The organism is Kitasatospora sp. NPDC096077, from assembly GCF_040303245.1.
In the GTDB taxonomy this organism is placed as follows: Bacteria; Actinomycetota; Actinomycetes; order Streptomycetales; family Streptomycetaceae; genus Kitasatospora.
The window spans coordinates 1-11,462 of the sequence record NZ_JBEOSV010000020.1; the positions used below are offsets into that span (position 1 = coordinate 1).

12 protein-coding genes are annotated in these 11,462 nt (G+C 73.7%); 7 read left to right on the forward strand and 5 right to left on the reverse strand.

Features of this window, described 5'->3' with window-relative positions; genetic code table 11:
* Positions 1 to 78 precede the first annotated feature (78 nt).
* Positions 79 to 474, reverse strand: coding sequence for an SsgA family sporulation/cell division regulator (locus tag ABTZ03_RS18890; RefSeq protein ID WP_350514129.1), 396 nt, complete (start codon positions 472 to 474; stop codon positions 79 to 81).
* Between the two features lie 429 nt (positions 475 to 903).
* On the opposite strand from ABTZ03_RS18890, the gene ABTZ03_RS18895 reads away from it, so the two are divergent.
* The 5 genes from ABTZ03_RS18895 to ABTZ03_RS18915 all read left to right on the forward strand — a co-directional run bounded on the left by ABTZ03_RS18895 (position 904) and on the right by ABTZ03_RS18915 (position 5,241).
* Positions 904 to 1,851: an RNA polymerase sigma factor SigF gene (locus ABTZ03_RS18895; protein ID WP_350514130.1), complete on the forward strand. Its 948-nt coding sequence runs from the start codon at positions 904 to 906 to the stop codon at positions 1,849 to 1,851.
* A gap of 140 nt (positions 1,852 to 1,991) precedes the next feature.
* On the forward strand, positions 1,992 to 2,432 hold the full coding sequence (locus tag ABTZ03_RS18900) for an STAS domain-containing protein (RefSeq protein WP_350514131.1): 441 nt from the start codon (positions 1,992 to 1,994) through the stop codon (positions 2,430 to 2,432).
* A 150-nt stretch (positions 2,433 to 2,582) separates the two neighbouring features.
* Positions 2,583 to 3,050: an ATP-binding protein gene (locus ABTZ03_RS18905; RefSeq protein ID WP_350514132.1), complete on the forward strand. Its 468-nt coding sequence runs from the start codon at positions 2,583 to 2,585 to the stop codon at positions 3,048 to 3,050.
* Between the two features lie 173 nt (positions 3,051 to 3,223).
* Complete coding sequence (locus tag ABTZ03_RS18910) at positions 3,224 to 4,243, forward strand: hypothetical protein (RefSeq protein WP_350514133.1); 1,020 nt, start codon at positions 3,224 to 3,226, stop codon at positions 4,241 to 4,243.
* A complete protein-coding gene (locus ABTZ03_RS18915) occupies positions 4,240 to 5,241 on the forward strand; it encodes a hypothetical protein (protein ID WP_350514134.1) in 1,002 nt (333 codons plus the stop codon). Before ABTZ03_RS18910 ends, ABTZ03_RS18915 begins: the two co-directional genes overlap by 4 nt.
* A gap of 48 nt (positions 5,242 to 5,289) precedes the next feature.
* On the opposite strand, the gene ABTZ03_RS18920 is transcribed toward ABTZ03_RS18915, so the two are convergent.
* From ABTZ03_RS18920 to ABTZ03_RS18935, 4 genes are all read right to left on the reverse strand, one after another.
* Entirely contained in the window at positions 5,290 to 5,934 is a 645-nt protein-coding gene (locus ABTZ03_RS18920; RefSeq protein WP_350514135.1) for a hypothetical protein, read from the reverse strand.
* Positions 5,931 to 7,175, reverse strand: a complete 1,245-nt coding sequence (locus ABTZ03_RS18925) for a hydroxymethylglutaryl-CoA lyase-like TIM-barrel protein (RefSeq protein WP_350514136.1) — start codon at positions 7,173 to 7,175, stop codon at positions 5,931 to 5,933. Before ABTZ03_RS18925 ends, ABTZ03_RS18920 begins: the two co-directional genes overlap by 4 nt.
* A 157-nt stretch (positions 7,176 to 7,332) precedes the next feature.
* Positions 7,333 to 8,697, reverse strand: coding sequence for a hypothetical protein (locus tag ABTZ03_RS18930; RefSeq protein ID WP_350514137.1), 1,365 nt, complete (start codon positions 8,695 to 8,697; stop codon positions 7,333 to 7,335).
* Complete coding sequence (locus ABTZ03_RS18935; RefSeq protein WP_350514138.1) at positions 8,685 to 9,596, reverse strand: hypothetical protein; 912 nt, start codon at positions 9,594 to 9,596, stop codon at positions 8,685 to 8,687. The genes ABTZ03_RS18930 and ABTZ03_RS18935 overlap by 13 nt, the downstream gene beginning before the upstream one ends.
* Before the next feature lie 285 nt (positions 9,597 to 9,881).
* Here ABTZ03_RS18935 and ABTZ03_RS18940 point away from each other — a divergent pair, with 285 nt between their 5' ends.
* Together ABTZ03_RS18940 and ABTZ03_RS18945 are read left to right on the forward strand one after the other, a co-directional pair.
* A complete protein-coding gene (locus tag ABTZ03_RS18940) occupies positions 9,882 to 10,106 on the forward strand; it encodes a hypothetical protein (RefSeq protein ID WP_350514139.1) in 225 nt (74 codons plus the stop codon).
* An 84-nt stretch (positions 10,107 to 10,190) separates the two neighbouring features.
* Positions 10,191 to 11,438, forward strand: coding sequence for an RCC1 domain-containing protein (locus ABTZ03_RS18945; RefSeq protein ID WP_350514140.1), 1,248 nt, complete (start codon positions 10,191 to 10,193; stop codon positions 11,436 to 11,438).
* The last annotated feature ends 24 nt before the right edge of the window (positions 11,439 to 11,462 follow it).

Genomic DNA, 11,462 nt, shown 5'->3' on the forward strand with positions numbered 1-11,462 from the left:
CGGGGCCGACCGGGGCCGCCGCCCCCGCCCCGCGCGGGGGGCGGGGGGCCCCCCCCGCCCCCCCCCCCGGGGCCCGGTTCAGGCGGTCAACAGGTCCTGGAGACCGCGGTCCCAGTCGATCCGGTCGTGTTCCTGCCCCGGCGGGACGAGCCGGACGGTCTCGGCCAGGAAGCCGGCCACGGCCGCCGAGGGCACCGCGAGCAGGGCGACGCCCTCGGCGCCGGCCAGCGCGATCAGCACGCGGGTGTCGTCGAACGGCGCGACGTGCACGTCCCCCTCGCCGACGGGCGCGTGCAGGCCGGCCAGCAGCAGGTCGCGGGAGAGCGACCACACCGCGTCCGGCTGGTAGGAGGTGAAGTCCAGCTCGGCCGCGTGGGGTTCGGTGTCCCGGTAGGACCAGTCGACGTCCAGGTCCCGGCTGCGCTCGTCGCCGGTCAGCAGTCGCATGGTGATCCGGGTGGTGAGACGTTCCATCGAAGGGTTCCCCTTTCCCGGGTGGTTCCGGACGGGGCGGCCGCGGGCCGTCCCGGTCCGTTCGTCGGTGGTTGTCGGTCGGCCCGTCGGGGCCGGCCGTCCGGCGCGTCACCGGTAGCGGTTCGGCTGCCCCCGATGCGGGCGCTCATGCCTCCGGATCGGTGTTCTGCCCGTCGTCCGGTCCTCCTGCTCCTCCTCGGTCCGTGGTCCTGCACCCGGTCCGGGTGCCCCGATCCCGGCCGGGCATGCGCGGACGGCGCCCGGCGGCACCGCTCCGGGGTCCGACGCGCCTTCCGGTCGGGGTCCGGCTCGGGGTCCGGCCCGGCGTACGGGTCGTTCGTTCACGCAATCCTCACAACGGCAACCGGCATGGAACCGGTCACGGCGGGTACCCGGGGACGGACCGTACGCCGAGGGGAAAGGACCGACATGGCCACGACCAGTGACGAACTCCTCCACTGCGTGACAGCCCCGGGCCCGGACGAGGCCGCGACGGTCGACGTGCCGGCCGCCCACCGCGCAGCCCGCACCGCCCACCGCACCGCCGTCCCGGAGCCCGCCGCCCACCCGGGCCTGCCCGAACTCGCCGGCGTCGAGGACCCGCGCCGGGTCGCGCCGGAGGACGCGCGCGAGCTGACCCGGACGCTGCTGGCCCGGCTGGCGACCCTGGAGGAGGGCACCCGGGCGTACTCGTACGTACGGGCCACGCTGATCGAACTCAACCTGTCGCTGGTGCGGTTCGCGATCCGCCGGGTCGGCAACCGCCGGGAGCCCGAGGAGGACCTGATCCAGGTCGGCTCGGTCGGCCTGATCAAGGCGATCGACCGCTACGACCCGGACCACGGCGCGGAGTTCGTCACCTTCGCGCTGCCGACCATCCTCGGCGAGATCCGCCGCCACTTCCGGGACGCCACCTGGGCCGTGCACGTGCCGCGCCGCCTCCAGGAACTGCGCATCACCCTGGCCAAGGCCCGGGACGTGCTGTTCCAACGGCTCGGCCGGGCGCCGACGGTGGCCGAACTGGCCGCGCACCTCGACCTCTCGCAGGAGGAGGTGATCGAGGGGCTCGCCGCCGCCAACGGCCACACCGCCGGCTCGCTGGACGCCCCGGTGACCGAGAGCGAGGAGGACCCGGGCCCGCTCGCCCAGCGGCTCGGCGCGGAGGATCCGCGCTACGACACGGTCGAGAACCTGATCGTCCTCAAGCCGCTGGTCGCCGCCCTGCCGGAACGCGACCGGCAGATCCTGTCGATGCGCTTCGGCGAGGAGCTGACCCAGTCGCAGATCGGCGCCCGCCTCGGGCTGTCCCAGATGCACGTCTCCCGTCTCCTCAGTCGCACCCTGAAGCACCTGCGCGCGGACCTCACCGCCACCTGAGCGCCGCCCGGCCACCGGGAGCATCCGCACCGCCGCGCACGCCACCCGCCGTCCTGCCGCCGGGCCGCCCCCGGCCTGGTCCCGCGCCGGGTGGCGTGCGTACGCTCGTGGAGCACACCCGTGGAGGGAACACGACGACGATGCCAGCCGAGAAGACGATGCCCGCAGAGAACGAGTCCGTGACCGTGCCGCCGACCACCGCACCCTCCGACCCCTCCTGGACGGGCGTTCCGTCCGGGCCCGACCTGGCCGTGCACACCTACACCGACAGCCGGGCGGCCGTCTGCGCCCTGGCGGGCGACCTCGACATCGAGACCCTGGCGCCGGCCCGGAGCACGCTCGACCGACTGCTGGCGGAGCGCCCGCCGCTGCTCGTCGTCGACCTCGCCCAGGTCGGCTTCTGCGACTCCTCCGGCCTCAACCTGCTGCTGCAGACCCGGATGGCGGCCGCTGCGGCGGACGTGGGCTTCCGGCTCGCCGCGCCGTCCGCCACGGTGCAGCGGCTGCTGGAACTGACCTGCACGGACAGCGTCTTCTCGCTGCACCCGACCGTCGAAGCCGCGTCCGCCGCACCCCGGTGAGCGCCGCGGCCGGGCGACGGCACGCATAATTCGGCAGTGGTCGGGAAACCGAGCAGACGACAGCGGAACGAAGCCGATCGAAGCCGAACGAAGCGGAACACAGCGCCGGAAGCGCACCGGAACCGCACCGAAACCGAGGGGAACCCGCACATGACGACCAGCCGGGCCACCCTGGACGGCGATCGGCCGGGCACCGGCCCCACCCTGCCGCCCGGCGGGCAGCGCCGGCGGCTGCACCTGGCCGGGCTGCCGAAGCCGGTCGCCCGCGCCCGGGCGTACACCGCGCAGGCCGTCGCCGACTGGTCCTGGCCGACGGGGGCCGGCACCGGGGACGACATCGTGCTGCTGGTCGCCGAACTCGTCGCCAACGCGCTGCTGCACGCCGGCGGCCCGCTGGACCTCGTCCTCGACGCCTCCGAGACCCGGCTGCGGATCGAGGTCGGCGACCGCTCGACCATGCTGCCCGAGCCGCGCCGACCGCACCGCCCCGGCCTGCCCGGCGGGCACGGGCTGTTCATCGTGCAGCGGGCCGCCAGCCGCTGGGGCGCGGTGCCGCACGACGACGGCAAGACGGTCTGGGCCGAGATCGACGCCCCGCGCCCGCCGTCCGGCGGCTGACCCACCCGAAACGTCCGCAGGTCGGGTTGACGGCGCATCGAATGGCGCACGGTCACCGGCCGACCGTTCGCCCGCGATGGGACTCTCGCCGAGGATGGGGAGGCCGACGGGCCTCCCGCTGTGCCGGGACGTCAGACCCGGAGGCACCCACCCGACGAATGAGGAGAGCCTCCGTGGTCGTGTTCGCAGGCCCGCCGAGATGGTGGCGCGGTGCCCGGTTCGCCCTGCTGGTCCCCGGGGTCGCGATAGCGCTCCTGGTCCCGTTCGCCGCGCCGAGCAGCGCCGCCGACGGCGAGGGCGGCGGCGCCGCCGCGGACGGCACGCCGCCGAAGCTGCCGGTGGCCCAGGCCTTCGACGGGGACAAACCGCTGGCCTCCGTCCAGGAGGTGACCGCCCTGTGTGCCAAGTCCGCCACGGCGTGCAGCTTCCGGATGTACGACCGGGCGCCGCGCGAGTTCGCCAGCGCCGTGCTCTCCGTCGGCAACGCGGCGATCAACTGCACGGACTCCGACATGGAGATCGACCGCACCGTCACCTTCGTGACCAGCAGTACCGACAACATCAGCGGCGAGATCTCCGGCACGGCCACCCTGGAGGGCGGGGTGGACACCACGGTCACGGCCGCGGTCGCCGCCAATGTGAAGCCGAGCATGAACAACAGCGTGAACCAGGTCGGCCCGAACAAGGACACGGGCCCGTACACCGAGGACAAGACCGGGAACACCGTCGAGTTCCCGGTCACCGTCGGCGGCTCCAACGCGCTGCACCTGGGCGCCAAGGCGACCTTCGCCGCCGCCTTCAAGGCCTCCTTCTCGCGCGAGTGGCAGGTCCAGAGCACCGAGACCACCCAGGTGACCTTCACCGTCAGCCCGGGTGACGAGCTGCAGTTCGGGGTGCTGAACGCGGCGGCCCGGACGGTCGGGGAGCTGAAGGTGAACGACAGCGGCAAGCTGATCAAGAACGTGACCGTGGACAGCCCCTCCACCGTCAACGTCAGCTCGGTGGTCGCGCAGACCTTCGCCCGGCCGGACAAGTGCCTCTCGCTGCGCCCGGGTTCGGGCAACGGGGGCAACCCGGGGCCGGGCAACCGCTCGCTCGGCGGCGGGCTGGTCGAGACCGCGCCGGAGCCGGCCGGGCGGGTGCCGGACGCCGTCTACGTCCGGACGGCGCACGGCACTTGGGAGCGGCGATGAAGCGCCGGACGGGGTACGCCGTGTCGCACCGGCCGCTGGTCCTGTCGGCGGCGCTGGCCGCCCTGCTGACGTCCGCCGGGCCCGTGGCCCTCGCCGACGACGGAGCCGACGCCCAGGGCGTGGCCCAGGCCTTCGACGGGGACACCCCGCTGCCGGACGCGCCCGGTGTCGCGCGCGGCTGCGGGAAGGACTACGGCTGCTCGTTCCGGATCCTCCCGGGGCTGACCAAGGAGCGCACCACGGCGGTGGTCTCGGCCGGGAACGCGGTGATCAACTGCACCAACAAGCCGATGACGGTGACGCGTTCGGTGGCGCTGGAGTCCAGCACCACCGACAACATCGCGGGTGAGATCTCCGGCAGCGCGACGCTGGAGGGCACCGTGGACAACACCACCAAGGTCGAGGGCAGCGCCGGCGTCAGCAACACCACCGACGTCACCCACACCGACCACGGCCCGCAGGCGGACAAGGGCCCCACCACGGACACCGTCAACGGTGCCGCGGTGAACGTCGGCGGCACGGTCTCCGGCTCCGCCGAGCTCAAGCTCAGCGCCCGGGCCAGCTTCGCGCTGGCCTTCCAGGCGAAGTACTCGCACACCTGGAAGCGGAGCGTCAGCGAGACGACGCAGGTGAAGTTCACCGTGAAGTCCGGCGACGAGCTGCAGTTCGGGGTGCTGAACGCGATGACCCGCACGGTGGGCGAGTTGAGCGTCGACGGGACCGGCAAGCTGGTCAAGAACATCGTGGTGGACAGCCCGTCCACGGTGAACGTCAGCACGGTCGTGGCGCAGACCTTCAGCGCCCTGAACTACTGCCTCACGGTGCGCCCGGGCTTCACCCCGGCTCCGGCCCCCAGCCCCAGCCCGGGCCCGGGGAACCGTACGGCGGCAGGCGGTGCCGAAGGCGGCCTGGTCGAGGTGCCGCCGGGCCACGGCGGCGACCGGCCCACCGCCCGCTACCGGCTGACGCCCGAGCGGACCTGGGCGCCGCTGACCTGAACCCGCCGTCGCCCCCGACCCGAGGCACGGGTCGGGGGCGAGGCCCGTTCACGGTAGGTAGGCGGCGCGGACGTGCTCCAGGTAGCCGTCGGGGTCCTGGTACGGCCGGTCCTGGGCCCCGGGCCGGTGCAGGTCGACCCGGCCGTCCGGGTGCAGCCGCAGGGTCGTGGTGGCCGCCCGGGGCGGGCCGTCGGGCTCGGGGGCGGTGCCGAGGACGGGCACGGCCGCCGGGAACATCGCGACCGCCTCGGCCGCCGTCGCCGCGGGCGGCCGGCCGGTGCGGTTGGCGCTGCTCACGTACAGCACCGGGTGGTCCGCGAGCAGCGGCAGCAGCGGCGTCCAGCGGGCGCCGAAGAGCAGGGTCCAGCCGTCCCGGGTGGCCGGGGCCAGCCAGTCGGGCGGTGCGGCGCCGGGGCGCAGCGGGAGCAGCAGGGTCACCCGCTCCTCGGTGAGCAGCCGGTGGGCGGCGGCGGTCAGGGCGGGGGAGAGGTCGAGGACGGGGTCGAGGTCGGTGAGGGTGCCGGGGTGGTGGGCCCAGAGGGCGACGGCCTGGTCGGCGGGGCGGCCCTTGGCGGTGTTGACGGCGCGCGGGTCGGGGCCGGCGACCACATGGGTGAGCGGCGCCGGGTTGGGCAGCACCACCGCGGTGCCGCGCCGCAGGGCGGCCCTCGCCCCTTCGAGATCGGTGATCACGCCGAGACCGCCGTCGGGCAGGCGCGCAGCCCGGTGAGGTAGGCGGCGAAGGCCGCCTCGTCGACCACCGCCCGGCCGGTGCGGTAGGCCCGCGTCTTCACCCAGGCCAGCGCGGCCCGCGCCTGCCGTTCGTCCAGCTCATGGCCGAGCCCCGCGGCGACGGCCCGGACCACCCGGACGCTGGCGAGGTGGGTGAGCACCACGCTCGGGGCGATGCCGAGCAGTTCCTCGGGGTCGAAGGGCTGGAACAGCTGCGGGTGGACGAACGGGGTGCCGGTGGAGATGGTGCCGACTCCGGTGCCCACCAGGGGAGTGGTCACGGTCAGCGGGACGCCGGTCTCCTCGGCGACCAGCCGGGCGAGCCGGGGCAGCGCGGTGAGGTCCGGGGCGGTCCACCAGGCGGGAGCGTCGGTGCCCAGCAGTCGGGCCGTCCGGGCCGGGTCGTGGGCGAGCAGGAACAGCAGTTGCTCGGTCGCGGCCATGCCGCTGCGTTCGGCGATGCCCAGCCAGGAGGCGGCCACCACCCGGACGCCGGCCCGCAGCGCCTCCAGGGTGTTGGCCAGGCCCAGGCCGAGGTCGTTGTGCAGGTGGGAGACCAGCACCACCCCGGGGTCGGCCGTCGCCCGTATTCGTCCGAACAACGCGTCCGCCTCGAAGGGGAGTTGGCAGCCGACCGTGTCGGCCAGCACGATCGTACCGGCCCCGGCGGCGGTGAGGGCGCTCGCGCCGTCGGCCAGCAGGCCGTGGTCGGCGCGGGAGGCGTCGGCCAGGCAGATGTCGACGGCGATCCGGTCGTCCAGCCCGCGGGCCTCCCGGATCAGGGCCGCCGCCGACTCCAGGGCTTCGCGGGCCGGACGGTGGGTCATGGTCCGGGCCATCGGCTCGGAGCCGGGGACCACCACCATGACCCGGGCGTGCGCGGTGCCCCGGACCGAATCGACCGCCTGTCGGACGTCCTCCGCCCGGCCCCGGCACACGGCGGCGACGCTGACCGCGCCCTCGGCCTCCACCGCGACCCGGCGCACCGCCTCGAACTCCTCGCGGCACACCGCCGGGAACCCGGCGGCGAACACCACGTGCCGGGGTCCGTCGGTGCCGAACATCCGCCCCTGTCCGCGCGCCAGCCGGACCCGGAACGCGGCCGACATCAGGGTCTTGGCCTGGGCGCCGTCCCGGGCCGATTCCTCCCAGAGCACCACCCGGCCCGCCCGCGCGGTCTCCCGTACGACGTCCTGCTCCACCGCGACCCCCGAAACCGCCCGGGCCCTCCACCGGAGGAGGGCCGTCCGGTCCGGACTCTAGGCGGCCCGGGGCGGTGGATCGGGGGAACCGTGGTTTCCGGACCGGAATTCGCGATCCCGCTTGCGAGCGAAGGCCGTTCGAAGGTAAGGGGACGGTTCAGGAGTTGAGCGGGACCGTCCTGGTCGGCACCCCGGCGGGCGGGGCGTCGACGGCCAGCAGGCGCTTGTCCGGGCCGGCGCCGTTGTCGGGGGTGCCGGCGGTCGGTCGGGCGGAGCCGCAGCGCTGGAGCTCGACGTCGGTGAGCGGGCCGGTGCGCTGGTACCAGCGGTCCGGCAGGGAGACCGCCGGGACGTCGAAGGTCGCGTCCAGCCGGTACTTGTTGCGGGCGTTGCTGAAGCTGCCCACCACCCGCTCCCGGGCCGGCTGCACCTCCAGCCAACTCACCTCGCCGGGCTGGATGGTGGGATTGACCCCCTTGGTGGCGGTGCGGCTCCAGGTGAGCGGGTTGCTGGTGGAGACGGCCGCGGTGTTGCCACCCGCCGCGCTGAACCCGGCGGCGGCCTGGGCGGCCAGGTTGGGGCGGCTCTGCGAGAGGTCGGAGCGGCTGGGGGTGAGCGGGGCGCCCTTGAGCGCGTAGTACTGGGTGAGGTTGTCGTACGGGGGCTCGGTGACCTCCAACCTGCGGTCGTCGACCACCGCGTTGCGGCTGCAGTTGATGTAGACCTCGCCGACGATCCGGGTCTGGCCGTAGTACTGGTAGGAGGAGCCCTTGTCCACGGTGAAGGTGCAGTTGGTCGCGGAGCCCTCGCAGTCGTCCACCGCGATGCCCGGCTCCAGCGGCTCGTTGCCCTTGTAGGCCTTGGGGCCGGGCAGTTGCTCCTTGCGGACCTTCTGGTCCACCGGCGCCGGGGTCTGCTTGGCGGTCACGTTGGTGATCAGCGGGCCGCAGGAGAGTGAGTCGCGCTTCTCGGCGGAGTCGAAGGAGACCATCGGGTTGTCCTCGGGGGCGTCGAAGCCGAAGGTCCGTCCGGTGGTCCAGTTGGCGGTGCCGACGGTGTCGCTGCCCTTGGTGGTGATCTGCGGATCGGGCGGGTTGCCCGGGGCGATCAGCGAGACGTTGTACTGCTGGCCGTCCTTGAGCTGTTCGGCCGTGCAGCGGCGGTCCACGCCCGGGCTGTCGTCCCAGCTCAGGGTGACGTGGGAGCCGGCCTTCACACCCCACAGCCGGGTGCGCAGGGCGAGCGCGGCGCCGTTCCAGTTGAGCGAGACGGCCTGGTACCCGGCCGGGTGCTGGGCGAGGGCCTTGCCGAAGACCACCGCGTTGTTCTCCGGCGACCAGCCGGCGTGCCCTGCGGCGGTGCCGTTGTCGGGGGCCTTGGGATCGGCGAAGGTGCCGTTGACGACGGGGACGTCCACGGTGTCGGCGGCCCGCGCGGGCGGGGCGGCGGCCAGGGCCAGGCCCGCTGCCAGCAGGGGGCATCCGGCGCGGAGTAGGAGGGCCCGCCGCATCAGCAGAGCCACCAGTCGTGCGGAGGGACGACCGTGTCGCCGGGTTTGACCCCGTCGGTCAGCGCGTTGGGCAGGGTGCACAGGTCGGAGGCGGCCTTGTTCGGGTCCTCGTCGCGGGGGACCTTGTTGAAGTCCTCCATCGCCTGGGTCTCCTTGGCGATGCCGTCGTTCTGCGCCTTGCCGTCACCGGCGACGCTCGCCAGGCAGTCCTTGTTGGTGGGCGGGCACTTGTCGATCTGGTTCTTGTTGTCGGCGACGTCCTTGCAGGAGGGGCTGCTCGCGGCGTCACCGGCGCAGGGGTCGTTGTCCTTGGACGGCTGCGGCGGGCCCAGCGGCGGGGCGGTCTGCAGGGCGGCGACGTTGGTGATCAGCGGGCCGCAGTTCGGGGTGTTGGTGGTGGTCGAGGTGAAGGTGATCTGGGGGGCGTCCTCGGCGGCGGTGAAGGAGTACGTCCGGCCGATGAACCAGTTCGGCTTGCCGGTGGGGTCGTTGGTGCTGTAGCTGCCGGCCTTGTTGGCGTCACCGGCGACCGTCACGGTGTAGGTGCGCTTGGGGTCTCCCTGCTTCACGCAGATGTCGGGGTTGTCGTCCCAGCTGAGGGTCACCGTGGCGCCGGCCCGGACGCCGCGCACCCGGGTACTGAGGGGGAACGGCTCGTTCTTCTTGGCGGTGATGGCCGCCTGGAAGCCCTTCGGGTGACCGGCGCGGTCGGCGGAGGCGATACCGCCGCCGTTCCAGTCGTCGATGCGTCCGGCGTAGGTCTGGCCGGCGGGCACCGTGGGCGAGGAGAACGTCCCGTTCGGCACCACCGCCGGTTCGGTGTCCTCCGCCCCCGCCGGGGTCGGGGCCGCCAGGGCGATGGCGCCACTGAGGGTGACGGCTAGAAGTCTGGCTCGTTGCGCTCGCAGCACGGTCTCTCCACAGAAGTCGGCGGACTTGGCGGGTAGTTGCGATCGGCGGTCCTCGGTGATCACCGGCCCCGGCGGTCCATGCTTCGGGGCCTGGTCACGGTCCGCAACAACTGACGGTCCGATAGGGCGACGGCGAACGATCCGGCTGGGCCAACAAGGTGGAAGGGTGTTCGAAAGCGCACGAGCGTGCTGATCATGGGGCAGATATGCAGATGATCCTATTTTTATGACCCGTCAGGGCCGTGCGGTCATGCTGCCGTACGGCCCGCACGCACGAGGGACACCATGTCATCCCACTCCGGATCGGCCCGCGCCCTTCGGGCCGCTGTCCTGCTGCTGGCCCTGCCGCTGCTCGCCACCTGCTCGGCCGCCGTGGCCGCCCCCGTCGGCCCGCGCCCGATGGCGCCCTGCGCCGACGGTACCCAGCACGCCCACCACCGGCCGTTGCCGCCACCCGCCCAGGTCGTGGGCGGACCGGTCCGCCGCAGCCCGGCGCGGCCCTGCCTCTGACGCCTCGCCATCCCCCGAACAGCGGCACCGGCCTGCCGCTGCCGGGCATTCCCATGCCCCTCCCCACCCGAACGTGAGGAAGAGATGCTCCTGCTGCCCCGCAAGCTCCGTCGTGTGCCCGCGACCGCCGTCCCCGCCCTGGTCGCCAGCCTGACCCTGCTCGGCTCCGTCGCCCTGCCCACCTCCGCCGCCTCCGCGTACGACCTGCGGCTGCGCTCCTGGGGGCTGAACACCAGCGGCCAGCTGGGCGACGGCACCAAGACCCAGCGGCTCACCCCGACCTCGGTGGTGGGACTCTCGGGCGCCGAGCTCACCGCCGTCGCCGCCGGGGGCACCGGCGGCTCCACCGGCTCCGGCTTCGGCCTCGCGCTGCTCGCCAACGGCACCGTCGAGTCCTGGGGCAAGAACGACAAGGGCCAGCTCGGCAACGGGGTCAACAGCACCACCGACGAGTGGGCGGTGCCCAGCCTGGTCGCCGGGCTGGGCGGGGTGGACGCGGTCGCCGCGGGCGGCGCGCACGCCCTCGCGCTGCTCAAGGACGGCACCGTGATGTCCTGGGGCCTCAACGACAAGGGCCAGCTGGGCGACGGCACCACGACCAACGCCAACCTCCCGGTGGTCGTCGCCGGGCTCGCCGACGTCAAGGCGATCGCCGCCGGTGACGCCTTCAGCATGGCGCTGCTGAAGGACGGCACGGTGAAGACCTGGGGCAACAACGACAAGGGCCAGCTCGGCATCACCGCCAAGCCGGCCAGCTCGACCACCGCCCCGCCCGCCCCGACCCCGGCCACCCGCACCAGCGCCATCGCGGTGCCCGAGCTGACCACCGTCAAGGGCATCACCGCCGGCGCCTCGCACGCCCTGGCGCTGCTCGCGGACGGCACCGTGATGTCCTGGGGTCTCAACGACAAGGGCCAGCTCGGCGACGACAGCGTGGTCAACAAGCCCTACCCGGTGCCGGTGCTGGAGCTCAAGAACGTCACCGGCCTGTCCGCGGGAGCCTCGCACAGCATCGCCCTGCTCCAGGACCGCACCCTGCGCGGGTGGGGCAACAACGCCAACGGCCAGGTCGGCGACGGCACCCTGACCCAGCGCAACACCAGCGTGCCGATCCCGGGTGTGACGGCGGCGATCGGCGTCGCCTCCGGTGCCAACCACAACCTCGCGGTGCTCTCCGACGGCACCGTCCAGTCCTGGGGCCTCAACGACAAGGGCCAGCTGGGCGACGGCACCACCACCCAGCGCCCCACCCCGGTGCAGGTGCTGGCCAAGTCCGGCAGCGTCTCCATGGTCGCGGCGCCCTCCAACGGCAGCTTCAGCCTGGCGCGCTGACCTCCCCCTCCTCCTTCAGGAAGG

Coding starts and splice junctions, on each gene's coding strand:
- ABTZ03_RS18905 (WP_350514132.1), top strand. CDS start 2,583: ATGACGACCAGCCGGGCCACCCTGGACGGCGATCGGCCGGGCACCGGC.
- ABTZ03_RS18895 (WP_350514130.1), top strand. CDS start 904: ATGGCCACGACCAGTGACGAACTCCTCCACTGCGTGACAGCCCCGGGC.
- ABTZ03_RS18890 (WP_350514129.1), bottom strand. CDS start 474: ATGGAACGTCTCACCACCCGGATCACCATGCGACTGCTGACCGGCGAC.
- ABTZ03_RS18915 (WP_350514134.1), top strand. CDS start 4,240: ATGAAGCGCCGGACGGGGTACGCCGTGTCGCACCGGCCGCTGGTCCTG.
- ABTZ03_RS18900 (WP_350514131.1), top strand. CDS start 1,992: ATGCCAGCCGAGAAGACGATGCCCGCAGAGAACGAGTCCGTGACCGTG.
- ABTZ03_RS18940 (WP_350514139.1), top strand. CDS start 9,882: ATGTCATCCCACTCCGGATCGGCCCGCGCCCTTCGGGCCGCTGTCCTG.
- ABTZ03_RS18945 (WP_350514140.1), top strand. CDS start 10,191: ATGCTCCTGCTGCCCCGCAAGCTCCGTCGTGTGCCCGCGACCGCCGTC.